Annotated in this window: 16 protein-coding genes and 1 riboswitch; of the genes, 7 read left to right on the top strand and 9 right to left on the bottom strand. The window is 55.9% G+C overall.

Features of this window, described 5'->3' with window-relative positions:
* Positions 1-186: 186 nt before the first annotated feature.
* From ANI01nite_RS11530 to ANI01nite_RS11505, 6 genes are all read right to left on the bottom strand, one after another.
* Positions 187-1557 (bottom strand): UvrD-helicase domain-containing protein, encoded by a 1371-nt coding sequence (locus ANI01nite_RS11530; protein WP_141358128.1) that lies wholly within the window; start codon positions 1555-1557, stop codon positions 187-189.
* Entirely contained in the window at positions 1550-3259 is a 1710-nt protein-coding gene (locus ANI01nite_RS11525) for an ATP-dependent nuclease (RefSeq protein ID WP_141358126.1), read from the bottom strand. The genes ANI01nite_RS11530 and ANI01nite_RS11525 overlap by 8 nt, the downstream gene beginning before the upstream one ends.
* A gap of 137 nt (positions 3260-3396) precedes the next feature.
* Positions 3397-3975, bottom strand: coding sequence for a recombinase family protein (locus ANI01nite_RS11520; protein WP_141358123.1), 579 nt, complete (start codon positions 3973-3975; stop codon positions 3397-3399).
* Between the two features lie 299 nt (positions 3976-4274).
* A complete protein-coding gene (locus ANI01nite_RS11515) occupies positions 4275-5105 on the bottom strand; it encodes a hypothetical protein (RefSeq protein WP_141358121.1) in 831 nt (276 codons plus the stop codon).
* An 89-nt stretch (positions 5106-5194) separates the two neighbouring features.
* Positions 5195-5947: a hypothetical protein gene (locus tag ANI01nite_RS11510; RefSeq protein ID WP_141358119.1), complete on the bottom strand. Its 753-nt coding sequence runs from the start codon at positions 5945-5947 to the stop codon at positions 5195-5197.
* A 602-nt stretch (positions 5948-6549) separates the two neighbouring features.
* Entirely contained in the window at positions 6550-7230 is a 681-nt protein-coding gene (locus ANI01nite_RS11505) for a hypothetical protein (RefSeq protein ID WP_141358117.1), read from the bottom strand.
* A gap of 145 nt (positions 7231-7375) precedes the next feature.
* Here ANI01nite_RS11505 and ANI01nite_RS16735 point away from each other — a divergent pair, with 145 nt between their 5' ends.
* The 3 genes from ANI01nite_RS16735 to ANI01nite_RS11495 all read left to right on the top strand — a co-directional run bounded on the left by ANI01nite_RS16735 (position 7376) and on the right by ANI01nite_RS11495 (position 8512).
* Positions 7376-7519, top strand: coding sequence for a helix-turn-helix domain-containing protein (locus ANI01nite_RS16735; protein WP_170214634.1), 144 nt, complete (start codon positions 7376-7378; stop codon positions 7517-7519).
* Between the two features lie 79 nt (positions 7520-7598).
* On the top strand, positions 7599-8045 hold the full coding sequence (locus tag ANI01nite_RS11500) for a MarR family transcriptional regulator (protein ID WP_141358115.1): 447 nt from the start codon (positions 7599-7601) through the stop codon (positions 8043-8045).
* A 26-nt stretch (positions 8046-8071) separates the two neighbouring features.
* Positions 8072-8512 carry a zeta toxin family protein gene (locus ANI01nite_RS11495; RefSeq protein ID WP_141358113.1) on the top strand — a complete coding sequence of 147 codons (441 nt, stop codon included), beginning with the start codon at positions 8072-8074 and terminating at the stop codon, positions 8510-8512.
* Between the two features lie 76 nt (positions 8513-8588).
* Here ANI01nite_RS11495 and ANI01nite_RS11490 read toward each other — a convergent pair whose 3' ends face one another.
* The 3 genes from ANI01nite_RS11490 to ANI01nite_RS11480 are packed head-to-tail and all read right to left on the bottom strand — an operon-like array spanning position 8589 to position 11175.
* The gene (locus ANI01nite_RS11490) at positions 8589-9137 is read right to left on the bottom strand and encodes a flavin reductase family protein (protein ID WP_255314514.1); all 549 of its coding nucleotides are present in this window, start codon (positions 9135-9137) and stop codon (positions 8589-8591) included.
* On the bottom strand, positions 9124-10164 hold the full coding sequence (locus ANI01nite_RS11485; protein ID WP_141358109.1) for a methionine synthase: 1041 nt from the start codon (positions 10162-10164) through the stop codon (positions 9124-9126). Before ANI01nite_RS11485 ends, ANI01nite_RS11490 begins: the two co-directional genes overlap by 14 nt.
* A gap of 18 nt (positions 10165-10182) precedes the next feature.
* Complete coding sequence (locus ANI01nite_RS11480) at positions 10183-11175, bottom strand: DUF1852 domain-containing protein (protein ID WP_141358107.1); 993 nt, start codon at positions 11173-11175, stop codon at positions 10183-10185.
* 122 nt (positions 11176-11297) lie between these two features.
* On the opposite strand from ANI01nite_RS11480, the gene ANI01nite_RS11475 reads away from it, so the two are divergent.
* The 4 genes from ANI01nite_RS11475 to ANI01nite_RS11460 all read left to right on the top strand — a co-directional run bounded on the left by ANI01nite_RS11475 (position 11298) and on the right by ANI01nite_RS11460 (position 15778).
* A complete protein-coding gene (locus ANI01nite_RS11475) occupies positions 11298-12239 on the top strand; it encodes a LysR family transcriptional regulator (protein ID WP_141358105.1) in 942 nt (313 codons plus the stop codon).
* A 232-nt stretch (positions 12240-12471) separates the two neighbouring features.
* Positions 12472-12562: riboswitch (SAM riboswitch) on the top strand.
* Between the two features lie 87 nt (positions 12563-12649).
* Positions 12650-13966 (top strand): O-acetylhomoserine aminocarboxypropyltransferase/cysteine synthase family protein, encoded by a 1317-nt coding sequence (locus tag ANI01nite_RS11470; RefSeq protein ID WP_141358103.1) that lies wholly within the window; start codon positions 12650-12652, stop codon positions 13964-13966.
* Positions 13963-15168 carry a cystathionine gamma-synthase gene (locus ANI01nite_RS11465; RefSeq protein WP_141358101.1) on the top strand — a complete coding sequence of 402 codons (1206 nt, stop codon included), beginning with the start codon at positions 13963-13965 and terminating at the stop codon, positions 15166-15168. The genes ANI01nite_RS11470 and ANI01nite_RS11465 overlap by 4 nt, the downstream gene beginning before the upstream one ends.
* Positions 15169-15211: 43 nt before the next feature.
* A complete protein-coding gene (locus ANI01nite_RS11460; protein WP_141358099.1) occupies positions 15212-15778 on the top strand; it encodes a hypothetical protein in 567 nt (188 codons plus the stop codon).
* The last annotated feature ends 671 nt before the right edge of the window (positions 15779-16449 follow it).

The raw sequence follows: 16449 nt of genomic DNA, 5'->3' as shown, positions 1-16449 counted from the left end.
TCGAGATTTTGGACCGTGCCCTCGCGTTTCTCGGCGCTCACATATACAGTCCCGCTTATGGCCGGCTAAAACCGCCACTTGGAGCTGCGATTTAGCCGTCAAATAACGTCAACAGTCACAGGGGAGTGACATGCGGTGAGACGTCTTGCAACCTATAGGTAGCGAGAATTCGTGTTCGAATAAGGTCTAATTTTCATTAAAAACTAGTATTAATTCACGTGATGGCCGTGTTAAAGCTACGTAGAGATGCTTTTGATCATGGATGGAAATAGGATCCATTATCACGACTCGATCGAATTCAAGTCCCTTGAGACGAAGTGTAGTTCCAACTATATTCCCTTTGGGAACCCAAGAAGTGCGGTGATGCATCGTATCAATTAGATTCTGGGCGCATTCTTCGAGGCTCCGATCAGGGTCCGATACTTGGCTTGCGATCGCCCGTACAAGCAACGATTGAGAATCTGGTCTGTAGATTGCATCGCCCACTTCGATAAGTTTTTGGACGAACGTTAGTGCCGATGCGAGCTCGCCGTCCATCAGATATTGATTTGCGGTTGTAACTATTACATTTCGTGAGCGGCCTACCGTACCGGTGGATATCAAATGTCCTCGTAGCGTATTGACGACACTAGTCTTAATTCTTGTCTGAACTGACGCAAGGAAGTCAATGAGAATCACTAGGATCTCGGCTCGGTTGGTGGCATCGTCGATTTTCTTCGTAACGTGTCGGACAGTATTAAAATCCGCAGCTTCGGCCACTCGAAGGCGGCCCCCATATGAACGGGCTACCGTAGATAGCGCATGAGTATTGCGAGAGTCGGGGGTAATTATTGCTGTGGTAACTCCGGGGGTCAGATATTTATGAAGCTTTCGCTGCATGACATCCGATGCTTTCCAATCTAAGATCACCGGGCATCCTACGGCTTTTACATCAGGATTCTGTCCCGTCAGCAAGCGTGACCTGGTGTCCCGAAGCCATTCACCCAATGCGGGATTCGTTGCCCTCCAACGATGGGGGGTGGTCAATTCCCCCACCTGGGGGAAGACTGAAGTTTCCCCGGTCCACTTTATAGCTCCGTCAGCGCCGAAGTCGTAAATTGCTTGCAGAGGATCACCAACAATGACGGTTTGAACAAGAACTGCTAATGAATCAATGATTGCTGCTTGACCCGGAGAACAGTCCTGGTATTCATCCACGATTATCAGGTCAAAGCCTGACGCCACTACAGATAGAACCGTAGGGCTAGAAAGAGCGCGGAGAGCTGCAGGAACTATCAACGACAGATCGAAAGTACTCTCATCCCATCCGGCACGACCGGGAAATGCTCTGGCGATCCGCAGACAAAAAGATGAAATTGTCTCGACGCGGAACGATCGTGAACCGTTTTGCGAGTGGCGTTTGAGAGCGGCAACGCCGGCATTCGTATGAGTTAGCGCCAGAATGCGTAATTCTGGGTGGTCATGAGCTGTCTTTCCTATCGAATAGGTTTTGCCATGCCCAGCCGGAGCTATTACTGATCCCGTTCCGAGAACGGACAAATCGAGTGTTTCACTCATGGGAAGCCCATGCCCGTAATGCGTTGATAATTCGTTCTGCCGGTTCGCCTACGCAGTTTGGAATAGCGATTTCTGCGAGGCGTTCACCGCGATCCATAGACTTAAACCAATTAGCGGCGTTCTTGTTTTTTGAAGCAGTCTGCCCTAATGCCGATCGGGCCTGTGAGAGTTCAAAATCAGTGATTTCTTCACCCGCGAATATCAACTCGGAAACTCTTCTAGGGCACCCGAAAGCTTCCAGGGACATAGTTACGCCGTCTAGCGTCAAGCTACTAGCACCGTGTTCAAGAGCGAGCTTTAGTCCCAAGGCAGAAAGTGAATTAGCGATCTGTTTCTCAAGCGAAAGGCCTTCATCGCACCTAATCTGAGTGACGCTTGCGGACATTGAAGAGAAGTCATAATCCGTATCGTGATCGTAAAATGCTCCTGTTTTGTATCCGAGTCGAGCAAATGCGTTGGCGTATTCGGTAACCTTTTTTTCGCCGCCAGCATCCGCCGTAGTTGCTTCAGCTAGGAACTCGAATCCATTCCTTTCTGCGTGAGCCAATACACCCTTGGTAAATCCTTGCTCCGTGATTCCCTCGCAAACTAGTACTGCCGGGGCTAGGAATGCTTCAGCATTTTTACGCAGCACACCTTGCATTTCTGATCCCGGTATATTTGCCTCAGTCATTCCAGTCGTGTTTCGACGAATTACCGCAAGCTCGGTGCTCTGTAGTTCCCGAAGCACAACAGGAGAATGAGTGGTTGCGAATACCTGAGTCAGAGATGGATTTTCGTTTAGGTTTTTCTTCAATTGAAGTAATAGATGACGGATTCGGTGCGGTTCCAGCCCCGACTCGATCTCATCTATGAGTAGAACTCGCGCATGAACAGCGTTTACTAGCTGCACCGCAATACTGGTTAGCCGGCGGGAGCCAAGACCGTATCGCTCTAAAGGGACATCATTCTGATGGAGCGAAACGGATCCCTCCTTGATCTGAAGAGTATCTGCATTGAGTGCGGCCGTTAGCGGTGTGACACCATGGATAGCACGCAATGAGCGGGCTACGGTTGTAACTTGATCAGTTACGTCAATAAGTTCTTCAAATGACGAGGCTGTTGCTTGTTTTGCGGCTCTTGCGGCCTCCACGAGTTTTTGACCGACAGGCTTTTGATCGTTTTCATTAGTCATGCGTAATAGCCCGGAAGTTCGAGACCAACGCAAATCAGCTCTTGCTTCACCACCAATCCTGATTACCCCAAAGCTCGCGCGATGGGACGAACGCAGTGGAGCTGGAGTAGCTTGACGATCTGCAACGACTTGCCAAACTGGTTCTAGAGATCTGTCCACTCTAAGTTCCACAGTGAGGGCAGGGGACTCAGAGTCAGGCTCATCAACGATCGCTCCACTTTCTGAATCGACGCCGCGAGTGTAGGCCATAAACGAATCAATGCGTAGTAATTCTTGCGGCGGATCAACGACTGTTACTTGAATGATTATTTCGTCTACAGAATCTCTTTCAGAAATGCTACAAGTATAAAAATCGTTGTCGGTGAAGACATGGCTCCATCGAGGGGAGAAAGCCAGCTCTAATGCATCCAGTACTGTGGATTTTCCAGAATCACCAGGACCAATCAATGATGCAAATGAACTAGTTGGACGCCACTTGAAGCATTTGATGCCTCGAAAGTTTTCTATCGAAATCTCATGAATACGCACGGTATCCCCTAGTTTCTAAATTTTGGCCAGCCATAAAATTTTTCCGAGTGTACCCGAGTGAGGATTCGGAAGCCCTGAACATCGATATTTGCGGAAAGAATACCTGTTGGAACTCATTTGCTTTTGTAACACTATCGTCAATCACAGATAGGAAAAATTTTGGTCTTGCTTAATGCCCGGTAGAGGGTGCTGCGACTGACCCCCAAGACCTCCCCAATCTGTGCAACTGTCATGTCTCGCTGTTCATAAAGTTTCTTCGCGGTGCGTAGCTTGTCGGGGGAGAGGGCAGGAGGCCGCCCTCCGGTGCGGCCGCGGGCTCGAGCGGCTTGGAGTCCGGCGTTGGTTCGTTCGCGGATGAGGTCGCGCTCGAACTCGGCGAGGGATGCGAATATGTTGAACACGAGCCGTCCGCCGGAGGAGCTGGTGTCGATGTTCTCCTGCAGGGATTTGAATTCGATCCCTCGCTGCTGCAGCGCGTCCATGTGATTGATCAGGTGGCGAATGGAGCGACCGAGTCGATCGAGCCTCCAAACCACGAGAGTGTCGCCCGGCCGTATCTGATCTAGCAGCTTATCGAGTTCAGGGCGTGACTCGAGGGCGCCGGAAGCGGTGTCTGTGAAGATGCGATAACAGCCGGCTTTGGTGAGTGCATCGAGCTGGAGTTGTGCGTCTTGGCCGCCGGTGGAGACTCTGGCGTATCCGAGGAGGTGTCCCATGTGTCCGAATGTATCAATACTCGTGGAATAGATACTGTTTCGACGCATAGTTTGTGGCACTGAGTTTTGCGACGAGTTGCGTTTAAAAACCTGTTGAGTTTTTGACCTTCAGGAATTTTCGGTGGAGACATCGGCATGGTGTGTCATAAACGACCGTTTTCGGGATGCGAAAAAACTCCTGGTGAGCAAATGCTCAAATTGGCGGTTTTCAATGATCCTGATTTCCCGAAAGCGATTCCCGAAACATTTTTCCCAGTAAGAGGTGAAATAGCCCTATTGGGAAGTTTTCAATGGCTCCACTAAGACTCAGTGGGTTTCGCCGTTTCTTCCTCCGGTCCACGGTGTTGGGAAGCTGTTGGCTCTATGCTTTCTGCTTCGTTCCAGATTTCCTCGTGCAAACTGCGCAGTGCCTCTGATGATCGAGTGCCTAAGGTCGTAAAAGTACAAATATTCTTTTGAATTCCGTTCAAGGATGAGCCGAGCATGACCACGTTGCCAACGGGCGGTATCAGGTAGCGATCGTGTAAAGCCGTACTTTTTCGAATCTCGATTTCGTTCCCGGCATTGAGAAGTCCCGCGAGGCCGTGTGACATAAGGGTGTAGTCCTTGGGCTTCAGCTTGTGTCCGATGAGAACACGAGTAATCACTCGGAAGTCTGCAATGTCCCTCAGCTCATCGAGCCTTAGATAGGGGTCGACCAGTAGGGAGTTTTCCGCGGAGGTCACTGCGTCAAGTGCGTCGGCATAAGCAAAAGGGTTGTCTGGATCGGTCACTACCTCCACTAAGTCATTAGAGGTTGTATCGATGACTGGCTTGTTTAGATGCCGCAGGAGGGCTTTGCCTAGGTCTGTAATCCTAACAACGGAGCCGCCTTGGATTTCGATCCAACCAAAACGAGCAAGAAAGTCGGAGTAGTTTTCCTGAATTCCAAAACCGAGATCGAAAGCGCGTTGCCTCCTAGCGAGGCCAGCGAGTGTGTTTGCCGTATCCCACCAGTCTCCTTTGTCGACGTGAATGTTGGGGTTGGCTCCGTACTCGTTTACAGATTCCACGGGGATCAATACATCGGGGCTATCTAGAGCGGCGATGTAGGACAGTACTTGATGGGTGCGTTTGCTTACGATCTCCATAAGTAAAGAATGCACCATAGGCGCTCACTTGGTTAGCTGTTGACGCTTCGATCGCCTGAGATTTCGAGAATACTCGTAGCGACAATGGACTAGTTTTCCTCGGAGTCGTTCGTATTTTTAAGGTTTTTCCTTTGCTCTTCTTCCCACTCCATCTGAGCTTGATACTGCTGGTCAAGGTAGTCATACCACTCGTCTACAGCCTTCTTGAGGCGTGCGTAGTGGGGTGGTCTTGCCTCTGATACGGGGGACTGCTCTGGGAGAGAGATAAGTCGAACGTACCATCCTTGAGCCGTATAGAGTCGACTGCTGACATCCATGCTGAGGTACTGGATTAGGTCTGAATCGGATGCTGCGATGTCGTTAATGAATTTGCACTCTTGGCGTAATGTGTCGTCGTGAATCAAAGCGGCAGTTTGAGTGAGTTTTGTTTGAAGCAGGCGTTTTTGTAGGGCTATGCTCGCGGGGTCCAGACGCGTGTCGTGATAGTTGAAAGCGATAAGGCTTCCAACCGTCGCGTGAGCTTCTCTAAGCAGTTCTTTGTCGCGAGATTGATGCTGTTTTATCTGGTCTTTGCTTTTACGTTCTATCTCTTCGGTTAGAAGCTTGGAGTCACGCTCGGCTTCGTCGGCAGCTAGTTTCCGCTGCTCCTTGACCCACAGCCATACCGCCCCCAGGAACGCGAGGGCTGTACCAACAATTGAACCGACGGTGGAGCCGACAACGCTTTGGAAATCTGGGGGCAAGATTGGCGTGAAAAAAACCGTAGCAGCTGCGACGGCAATGAGGAGGATAAGGATAAGTAGATAGAGCTTCTTGCTTACGGGTTCATCGTTTTTTTGCATTTATTGATCTTCTCCTAAATCGCTTGTTGGATCGATGTAAGCCTATGTTGGAAAACTTTCCCATTATTTCACTGAGGTACTTGGGAAAGCTGAGATAAATTACATGTGGAAACTTTTAGGCGAATGCGGTTGTGGATCGTGTTTTAGATGTTGCGAGTCTGCTTCAGCTATTCGTTGGTCTTGAACGGGTGATCACCTTGGGCGATCATTCCCGGAAGGGTTGGGAAATTGTGCAGCGGCAGGTACCGCTTGCCGCAGATTTGCTTTGGGATGCTGCCCCGCATCCCAGTGCTACGAATTTGAATACGAGGCCGGAGTCTCGGCAGCTCATTCTGGAGTGTTTTGGACGGGCGGCGCGATCATCTGAGTAGGACGGTAGATTGCACTAGCTTCTTTGCTCTAGTCTCACGCATTAGAGGCCGGGCAGGGGCCGCGATCATCGGTTGTCGGTGGGATGAGGGAAATGGAGCTTCTGGTTGTTGGCACTGTTGGCTAGGCCGTGGTCGAGGAATGCAAAGGTTGCGCTCACGGAATTTTCTGGATCTGAGGGGCGGGTGCCGTAGTTGCAGTCTCAGGAGTGCATCGTATGCTGACTGGAAAATCTATTCAGCTAGACGGATTCGATCCATTGGTGCCATCTGAGGAACCTTGTGATTCAGGAGAGTTTTTTGGCCATAGGGGATTAGTGTCAGATACGCAGGGATTTGTCCGTACGGAACGTCAAAAAAATAGTCTGCTGTGAGGTTGCCGCCGGGCGGCACCTTTTGTGATTGGTTCCATAGTTCATCGACCCGATAAGACCACTTTTCAACGCAAGCTACCAAAACGTTCTCTTTTGTTTCAAGGCAAAACCTTGGGGATGAGGAGAGTTCCCATAGTCCTGGCTGATCGAATTCGTTTTGATTTGAATCAACAGTCTTGTTTTCTACGCCAACTTCGATTTTGTAGAAGCTGCCTCCGCGACTAGGGCCGTATGTGCCATCTGTCTTGCCCGAAGGGTCAAGTACCAGCTTTACCGTTTCTTGTTCATCGATATCAATGACCGAGTAGGAAACTTCGTTGATTGTCACTTCCTCGTACCCATAGAAACCCTTAGTGGAATTTGCTAGTGGTGCTGGATCGTTGATCTCTTCCTGGTTTAGAGCATCCCAATCAGTAGTGGAACTGGGCGATGGTTTGGGGGTGGAAGGGGTATCGACACTTACTGCGGGAGAGGAACATGATGTGAGTCCCAAGGCAGTAGATGCAATCACGCCAACCAAAAGCCTTCTGCTCTTCTTCATGACCACATCATGGCAGAACCCCTGTGAAACTCCAATTGAGATGGGTTAAGGTCGAGTGGCGTTGATTGCCGAGGCGTACGTCTTGAGGGTTCAAGAAAATGATCCTAGGGAATCGGGCTAAGCACTCTCACAAGGCAGGCTTGGCGTGTGGCCGCGAGTCGTGGATGCAGGCTGCATCGACACGGCGCGGCAGCTGCGCGAAGAAGGAAAGGGCTATGCGCAGATCGGCAAGATTCTTGGTGTCAGCGCGGTGAGCATTTACCGTTCATTGACGGTTGATAACCCTTGATCCATTGTGATAACAAATGTTATCTTTGAAGTGAGGAAATGTTTGTTTCGTAGTTTAGGGGGTTGTTATGAGTCAGCTAATGGAACGCCCGCAGCATGATGATATGCGTGCGCAGCTGCTGAAAGCTCGGCAGCGTGTCGAGGTTGATGCGCTGGACTATAAGCGTACTTTGAAGGCTGCTGCTGGCGGGATGACTCAGCGTGAGATGGCGGCGCTGCTGGGTATGTCCCAGCCCGCGGTGGCGAAGGCGTTGCAGCGTGCCCAGGCTGTGCCGGCTGTGGTTGGGGAGTTCAACGCTGCAAGCCCTTATGAGGTGTGCCAGCGGTATGCGGCCGGGTATATCGATCGTGAGGAACTGGTGCGCCAGCTGGTCGAGTGGCCGTACAAGCCGACCCCCTGGGCGAACGAGTATGGCGAGTACGAAGAGAGCCTGGATGGAACTTGGGAAGAAGTGGGCGACGCGTTGCGGCATGAGCTGATCGACGCCGCTACTTACGATGAAGTGTTGATGAAGACGGCCGATTAGGCGGCGAGCAACCGAAGGGTGAATCGTTGGCTAACGACGAATCAATAGAACGACATTACGCGGCGCTGCGCCAGGTGCTGGCAGATCCTGATATGAACCCGCGCGGGGCATACTCGACGATCAAACAAGAGCAGTATTTTATTCAAATCGGATCGCGCCCACGTGCCATGTCGGAGCGGGAACTTTTGCATAAGAAGTGGATGCAAGAGGTTGTTGCCGAGTCGGCCAAGCGCGGTGAAATCAACCACGAGGGAAAAGCCATTGTGATGGCTGGACCGCCCGGAGCTGGCAAGGGAACCGTGCAGCGGGAACGTTTGAATAATGTACCTGGTTACGTGCATTGCGACCCGGATATGTTCAAAGAGAAGATCATCCAGCACGAACTAGAGACTGGGAATCTGGATCGGTTGAAAACTTCATTGGTGAAAGAACTTGAATCCCAGGGGAACAAGTCCGCCAAGCGCTAACTCGCTGCGACACAAGACCGCTAGTGTAATCTGAGGCTGTTCGGCCGCTGTCCCAAGGGGCAGCGGCCGAACAGCTTCAACTGTTTAACTGCGAGTTTTCATCCAAGCGGTGCCAGGCGCGGTTGTGGTAGACCAGTCCGTTGCTGGGTTGGCCGGGTTGGCTGTCGCGTTCAATGTGCGACTCAAGCGCTCGGGCCACAAAGACCGTGGAGGTGCCCGCTTGAACCCGCTCGATGACCGCGCAACGAACCCAGGCCCGGACGCCATCAAATACCGGTTCGCCGGTGCCCAGCCTTGACCACGTTTGCTTCTGCGCGAAGCGATCGATCCCACTGGTTGCCCCCAATTTAGCCACCTCGATGTCGTGCGCATCCAAGCTGTGAACGACAAGAGAAGTTGCGCGGGTGAGCACTTTGGCCGCCGAGGACAGCGCGGAAATCGAGAAGACGAGCAATGGCGGATCAACGCTGATCGAAGCCACGGATGTTGCCGTGAGGGCAACTGATCCGTCGCCGGCATCGGCGGTTATCAGGCTGACGCCACCGGGATGCCCGCGGAAGATCGCTTTGAAATCATCTGCGGGCAACGATAATGTCGCCGATTCTGTCGCTTTAGACGCGGGCACCAACAAGCTCCTCGCGCAGGATGCCAGCCCCTGCGCTGAGCGCACTGAGCTTGGCCAGGGCCACATCGCGGCGGAACGGGGCCATGCCGCAGTTGGTGCTGGCAATCAGCTTGTCGGTATCGACAAATTCGAGTGCGTTGCGCAGAGTCTGCGCAACTTCCTCGGGAGTCTCCACAGCGTCATTGGCCACATCGATAGCTCCGAGCATCACTCGTTTGCCGCGCACCAATTCGACAACCTCAAGCGGGACATTCGAATGGTGGGACTCCAGCGAAACGGTATCGATGGAGGAAGCCTGCAATAGCGGGAAAGACTTCTCGTAGTGGCGCCACTGCGCGCCCAGAGTGGCTTTCCAGTCATTGTTAGCCTTGATGCCATAGCCAAAGCAGATGTGGACGACGGTCTCGGCTTTGAGCCCCTCGCAGGCACGCTCCAAGGCAGCAATGCCCCAGTCGGCGACCTCATCAAAAAAGACGTTGAAGGCAGGCTCGTCGAACTGGATGACATCCACCCCGGCGGCTTCAAGTTCGCGGGCTTCCTGGTTCAGGATGGTCGCGAATTCCCAGGCCAGCTTCTCGCGGCTGCGGTAGTGCGCATCGTACAAGGTGTCGACCATGGTCATAGGACCAGGAAGGGTCCACTTGATCTGGCGGTCGGTCAGCGTGCGCAGGAACTTTGCATCCTGAACGAATACCGGCTTTTCGCGCTCTACGGCACCGACGACGGTGGGTACGCTGGCGTCGTAGCGGTTGCGGATGCGCACGGTCTCGCGCTTCTCGAAGTCGACACCGCTCAGGTGCTCAATGAAGGTGGTGACAAAGTGCTGGCGGGACTGTTCACCATCGGCAATGATGTCGATGCCGCGCTGGGCCTGTTCGAGGACCGCAGCGCGCATGGCGTCTTGCTTGCCTTCGCGCAATTGCTCGCCTTCAAGCTTCCAAGGGGACCAAAGCTTTTCAGGCTCGGCAAGCCATGACGGCTTGGGCAGGCTACCGACAATTGACGTGGGGATAAGCGGGGAAGTCATGAGTTATCTTTCGGAATATCAGGCGACAGGAGTCGGGTAGGAGGAAGACCACTGATCGAGCAGTTGGCGATTTGGGATGATGAAATGCTCTTCGGTGAACTTGCCTTGGATCTTTCCCAATTGGGTTCGTTCTTCGCGGTCATAGAAGACGCGGGTGGGGGAGAAATCTTCGGCGCCAAGGCTCGGGTGGTACACAGCCGGTGCCGCCGAATTGGCGTTGTATATCTCCGGGCGGTAGATCTTCTGGAATGTCTCCATGGTGCTGATCAGGCTGATCAGCTGCAGATTGGTGTAATCGTTGAGCAGGTCGCCGCGGAAGTAGAAGGCCAGTGGCGCAACAGCACCCTGCGGCATGAAGTAGCGCACGCTCAAGCCCATTTTTCCGAAGTACGCGTCGGTCAATGAATTTTCGTCCTGCTGGTATTCCAAACCGAGCACTGGATGGCTGTTGCCGGTGCGGAAATAGGTCTTGGAAGTCGAGACGCTGATGCAGACCACCGGCAGCTGGGCAAAACGCTCACGGTACGCCTGTGAGTTCAAGAAATGCTGGAAGAGCTGCCCATGGAGATCGCCAAAATCTTCTGGGAGCACCGGAGCTCCGCTGTCATTGCACGAAGCTGGAAGCACCACGCTGAAGTCGTAATCGCGGACATAAGAAGAAAAATTATTGCCGACCATGCCCTGGGACCGGGTGCCCGTGAGTTTATCCACGATCGTGGTTTCAAGCACTTCTAAAAGAGGAAATTCCTGATCGGCATTATTGGCAGAAAAATGTACATTTGCGGAAATGATTTCCAATTCCAGCTCATAGCGGTCACCTTGGGGATTGTCCCAGTGAGCCAGGGAATTGAAGCGGCGGTTGATCATCGTCAGGGCATTGCGAAGGTTCTCTTCGCGGCGCTCTCCGCGTGCCAAATTGGCGAAGTTTGTCGTGGTGCGAGAATTCGCAGAAGGGGAGTAATTCTCGTCGAATCTGGTGGTGCTAATGCTGAAATTTAATGCGTCTGCCATGATGGCCAATCTGTATTTGGGAGGCCTGGGCAGGCCGAGGAGAAGTCGTTGCGTCAATCATGCAGGGCGATTCTCGATATCAGGTAACTCGATATAACTATGGATTCATATAGACTCAAACTATGGTTCAGGTTTCGAATGGATTGACGCTCCAGCAGCTGCGCTACTTTGTGGCGGTCGCCGCCGAGGGGTCCATCTCCGCTGCCGCCGACCTGCTCTACGTCGCCCAGCCCAGCATGTCCGCGGCGATGAAGGAGCTCGAATCCCGGGTGGGGCGCACCTTGCTGATGCGCTCGGCCAGGGGCATTGCCCTGACCAGCGACGGCGCCGAATTCCTCGGCTACGCCCGCCAGGTCCTAGAGCAAGTGGAACTGCTGGAGCACCGCTACCTCGGCCGGCCGGCGGCAAGACGACTGCTGGGTGTCTCAACCCAGCACTACTCCTTTGCGGTGGATGCCTTTGTCCGGATGGTCCAGGCCAGCGGGGCCGAGGAGTACCAGTTTTCGCTCCGCGAGACGCGTACCGAGGAAATCATCGAGGACGTGCGAACCCTGCGCAGCGATATCGGGATCCTCTACCGCAACGACTTCAACCGGAAAGTCATCGACAAGCTGCTGCGCGAATCCCGCCTGGTGTTCCACCCGCTGTTCCTCGCCGACCCGCACATCTTCGTATCGCGCAGCAACCCGCTGGCCACCCATGACCAGGTCACCCTCGAAGACCTCGAAGACCTGCCCCGGCTGACCTTCGACCAGGGCGCGAACAACTCGTTCTACTTCGCCGAGGAAGTGCTCTCCACGCGCTCCAGCCAGCGGGAAATCCAGGTCTCGGACCGTGCGACCATCTTCAACCTGATGATCGGCCTGGGCGGGTACACGATCTCCACCGGCATCATCAGCGACGAGCTGGATCCATCCATCGTTGCCATCCCGCTGGACATCGACGAGCGCATCGAGATCGGCTGGATCGATCACGCCGCGATCCCGCTCACCGACCAGGCTCAGCGCTACCTGCAAGAAGTCCGCGCAGTGGTGGCCAGCTTCGGGGTGGAAGTGCTCGGCTGAGCCGCCAACAGCGTAACTCTCGGTCATCGAGTGCCGCTCCATCGTCATAAATTTCCGGAAAAACCTTGAAAGTCTCGGGGTTTTTCTCATTTTGGTGCGTCATAAAGTGGCGCTAGCCACCGCGTCATCATGACAAGTGCACGACATATGAAGCTTGGCGGCCTTGTATGAAGCCGGCCGCCCGATAGCGCTTGCACCCCTCGCAGCCCATGGCCAACCATGGAAGAACAACAAACCATCAAGAGCGACTAAGAGATCTGGCTCGTTGACGTCGCAGCAACCATCGGGAAACCGAAAGGTGCTAATGCCAGGAACGATGGAGCAGTTCCGAACGCGTTTTCGCGCTGTGCTTCGTGCCTTCGCACGATGCCTAATCGGTGCACTCCCTCGCAGAGAATCGAGGAGGAGCTATGAGCCAAGGAACCGACGCGGTCCACGCAGGATACCGCCCGAGCGGAGACTTCCGCCCGATGCTGCCGCCACTGCACAATTCCGCAGCCTACCAATTCCAGTCGCATGCCGAAGCGATCGAGAAGTTCGCGCTGCGCCAGGCCGGCTTCACCTACTCGCGCACTGGCAATCCCACCGTCTCGATCCTTGAACAGCGTGTGGCAGCACTGGAAGGCGGGGCCCACGCGGTGGCCACCGCCACCGGCCAGTCCGCGGTGGCGTTGTCCTTGCTGGCGCTGACCCAGGGGCCGAAGCACATTGTGGCTTCTTCCTCGCTGTACGGCGGCACCGTGGACCTGTTCACCGACACCTTTGCCGATTTCGGCATCCGCATCAGCTTTGTCGACCAGGCCGATCCTTTGGCTTGGGATGCGGCCATCGAGGAAGACACCCGCGCGTTCTTCCTGGAGTCCGTCTCCAACCCGCTGTGCACCGTGGCCGATATCCCGGCCATTGCGGCGATCGCGCACGAGCGCAACATCCCGGTGGTGGTCGACAACACCCTGGCCACCCCACTGAATGTGCGCCCGCTGGAACTCGGTGCGGACATCGTGGTGCACTCGGCCACCAAGGGATTGGCCGGGCACGGCTCGGTGCTCGGCGGGGTAGTGGTGGATTCGGGGAAATTCGACTTCTCCGATGCCGCCCGCTGGCCACAGATCGCCGCCCCGCGGGTGCGTCTGAACAACACCTCGCTGCTTGAGCGCCACGGACCGGCCGCCTATGCGATGCTGGTGCGCTCCAAGTTCCTGCACGACCTGGGCCCGACCCTGGCCCCGGCCAGCGCCCAGGGAATCCTGGCAGGCATCGAGACCCTGCCGGTGCGCGCGGCCCACGTGCAGCGCAGCGTCGCCAGGCTGATCGACGCGCTGGCCGAGTATCCGGGCATTGCCGCCATCCACCACCCCGCGCTGCCCGAGCACCCCAGTCACGAGCTGGCCCGGACGCTGGCGCCGAAGGGCACCGGCTGCGTGCTGGCCATCGAGCTGGCCCACCCATCCCTGGTTTCCCCGGTGATCGACGGGCTCAAGCTGATTTCCCTGGCCGCGAATGTGGGGGACACCCGCACCATGGTCTCTCACCCGGCCACCATGACGCACTGCCGGCTCTCCGAACAACAGCTGGCCGACGCGGGGTTGAACACCTCCACCCTGCGCCTCTCGGTAGGGCTGGAAGACCCCGCCGACCTGCTCGCAGATCTTACCCAGGCACTGGATCACGCTCTGGCCTTGTCCCAGTCCGCGCCAAACGAAACCAAGGAAGTGAGCTTCGCATGACTGGCTTCAACACCCAGGCCGTCCACGCCGGCCAGCACAAGGACCCACACACCGGCGCGGTGGTCCCGCCGATCTACCAGACCAGCACCTTCATCCAGGACGGCATCAACGTGCTGCGCGCCGGGCACGAGTACTCGCGCGGCTCCAACCCGACCCGCAACGGCTTCGAATCCCAGCTCGCCGCGCTGGAAGGCGGCGCCGCCGGCTTCTCCTTCGCCTCGGGGATCGCGGCCGAAGACGCGCTGCTGCGTGCAGTGCTTGAGCCGGGCGACCACATCGTGCTGGGCGCCGACGGCTACGGCGGCACCAACCGGCTGATCTCGAAGCTGCACGGCAAATGGGGGATCAGCTCCTCGGCGGTGGACATCACCAACCTGGATGCGGTGCGCGCCGCGCTGCGCCCGAACACCGCGCTGCTCTGGGTGGAGACCCCGTCCAACCCGCTGCTGGGCATCGCCGACCTGGCCGGCTGGGCCGCCATCGCAGCCGAGCACGGCGTCCTGCTGGTCGTGGACAACACCTTTGCCACCCCGTACCTGCAGCGGCCGCTGGACTTCGGAGCGCACGCGGTGGTGCACTCGACCACCAAGTACATTGGGGGGCACTCCGACGTTCTCGGCGGCGCGGTCATCGTGGCAGACTACCTCCACCGCGGCCAATCGCTGGCCGAAGCCGTCGGCTACCAGCAGTTCGCCGGGGGAGCGGTCTCCGGTCCGCAGGATTCCTACCTGGCCGCCCGCGGGCTGAAGACCCTGGGCCTGCGCATGGAACGCCACTGCGCCACCGCATCCACCCTGGCCCGCTGGCTCGATGACCGTCCCGAGGTCGCCCGCGTCTACTATCCCGGGCTGGAAAGCCATCCGGGCCACGAGCTCGCCAAGCGCCAGCAGCGCGGCTTCGGCGGCATCCTCTCGCTGCAGCTGGCCGACGAGCCCGCGGCCCGCGCCTTCGCCGAGTCCATGGAGTACTTCCAGCTCTCGGTGTCCCTGGGCGGGGTGGAATCCCTGGTCTGCTATCCGCGCGAAATGACCCACGCTTCGCTGATCGGCACACCGCTGGAGATTCCAGCGAACTTGGTGCGCCTGTCGGTGGGCATCGAGGAGCCCGAGGACCTGATTGCCGATCTGGAACGCGGGCTGGCCGCGGCCGCGAAGGCTTCCGGCGCGGACAGCATCCAGCACCGCAGCTTGGCTACCGCCTGACCTGCCATTGCAGCACGCGGGCCTTCCGCTCAGGAAGGCCCGCGTGCACAATGCGGCGGCAAACCTTTTTCACATTTCAGGCGATTCCCGCCTGTGGCACACGTCAGGCAAGGAATACTGGGTTCCAAAAGTGATGGTCTCTGGACACCGTGAACGGGGAACCAGAATGACAACTGCCTCCCGGGAGCTGAACATGTCGCAAAATCCAATGAAAACACTCAGCATCGCGGGTGCGGTGGCCATGGTCGGTTTGAACGTCACCGTGGTGGCCTTCTTTGTCCTTTGGCTGATTGCCGACAGTGCCGCCATTCGCCGCATGGAATCGGAGTCCAACATGGATCCAGGTCAGATGCTTCCGAATTCCGAATTGATGTGGTTGGCAGCACACGGTTCCTTGCTGATGGTCGTAGTTCTCGATGTGCTGGCTGTTGCATTGCTGGTCATGACGAATGGCGTCCCACCCCGGCTCATGAAACACGGATTATCTAGAAGCGAGACAGGCCGTTGCCCAAGCCGTAGCTGCGCTACAGGTCGCTATCAACACGGCCTGCTGGATGGAAACCCTACCCGCAGCCGATCTAACCGCGACGAAACCGGGGCACGAAGTTAACCTTCCTGTCTACTTGTGCACAGCAAAAGCCCTCCGGCTTCGCTGTTTCCCTGCACACGCGTGGACAGTAGGAACCATTCGACTGTCCGCACACAAGCCAAAAATTGCGGTACCTGAGTTCTCTCATGTGATTCGATCTGGGAATGTGAACAGCCTCTGGCGTGTGGTGCTGGCTCAATATTGGGGCGTCGCGACTCTGCCAATCTTCCCTGAACGGAAGTATCCGTAATGAGCTTGCGGCAAGCGAAGGCGATGTTCCAGAACATGGCCGAGAAGGGGTAATCGTTACCGATGTCTCGATCCATCTTGTGTTACCGATATGTCGAGACATCACACGTCTAAAACCAAAATAGGTCGAAGGGCTCAAGTCCCGTTGTTGCTATGGCAATTATCGGATACGCGCGAGTAAGCCGGCACCAGGGGACCCCAACGCCGCAGGAAGCCAAGATGCGTGCCGCTGGCGCGGAAAAGGTGCTTACCGAGCGCGGGGAATCGAGCCACATCGCCAGCCGGTCGCGATGGGAAGCATGACTGAGATACATGAGGGCCGATAGCAGGCTCGTGATCTGGGCACATCGGATAGCCGGCACCGAACGTACCCTTGAAACGCTCCGCGAGCTGGGAAACGCGGATTAATCCACTCAGTCTCGCCCAACCGCTCCCCGACATCG

The organism is Glutamicibacter nicotianae, from assembly GCF_006539525.1.
Lineage (GTDB): Bacteria > Actinomycetota > Actinomycetes > Actinomycetales > Micrococcaceae > Glutamicibacter > Glutamicibacter nicotianae.
The sequence above is the reverse complement of the archived record's forward strand: the minus strand, read 5'-3'. Positions and strand labels throughout refer to the sequence as shown.

Bases quoted from the DNA above. Each gene is read 5' to 3' on its own strand.
- ANI01nite_RS11530 (WP_141358128.1), bottom strand. From the start codon at position 1,557: ATGAGTGAAACACTCGATTTGTCCGTTCTCGGAACGGGATCAGTAATA.
- ANI01nite_RS11520 (WP_141358123.1), bottom strand. From the start codon at position 3,975: ATGGGACACCTCCTCGGATACGCCAGAGTCTCCACCGGCGGCCAAGAC.
- ANI01nite_RS11515 (WP_141358121.1), bottom strand. From the start codon at position 5,105: ATGGAGATCGTAAGCAAACGCACCCATCAAGTACTGTCCTACATCGCC.
- ANI01nite_RS11510 (WP_141358119.1), bottom strand. From the start codon at position 5,947: ATGCAAAAAAACGATGAACCCGTAAGCAAGAAGCTCTATCTACTTATC.
- ANI01nite_RS11505 (WP_141358117.1), bottom strand. From the start codon at position 7,230: ATGAAGAAGAGCAGAAGGCTTTTGGTTGGCGTGATTGCATCTACTGCC.
- ANI01nite_RS11500 (WP_141358115.1), top strand. From the start codon at position 7,599: ATGGAACGCCCGCAGCATGATGATATGCGTGCGCAGCTGCTGAAAGCT.
- ANI01nite_RS11485 (WP_141358109.1), bottom strand. From the start codon at position 10,164: ATGACTTCCCCGCTTATCCCCACGTCAATTGTCGGTAGCCTGCCCAAG.
- ANI01nite_RS11480 (WP_141358107.1), bottom strand. From the start codon at position 11,175: ATGGCAGACGCATTAAATTTCAGCATTAGCACCACCAGATTCGACGAG.
- ANI01nite_RS11475 (WP_141358105.1), top strand. From the start codon at position 11,298: ATGGTTCAGGTTTCGAATGGATTGACGCTCCAGCAGCTGCGCTACTTT.
- ANI01nite_RS11470 (WP_141358103.1), top strand. From the start codon at position 12,650: ATGAGCCAAGGAACCGACGCGGTCCACGCAGGATACCGCCCGAGCGGA.
- ANI01nite_RS11465 (WP_141358101.1), top strand. From the start codon at position 13,963: ATGACTGGCTTCAACACCCAGGCCGTCCACGCCGGCCAGCACAAGGAC.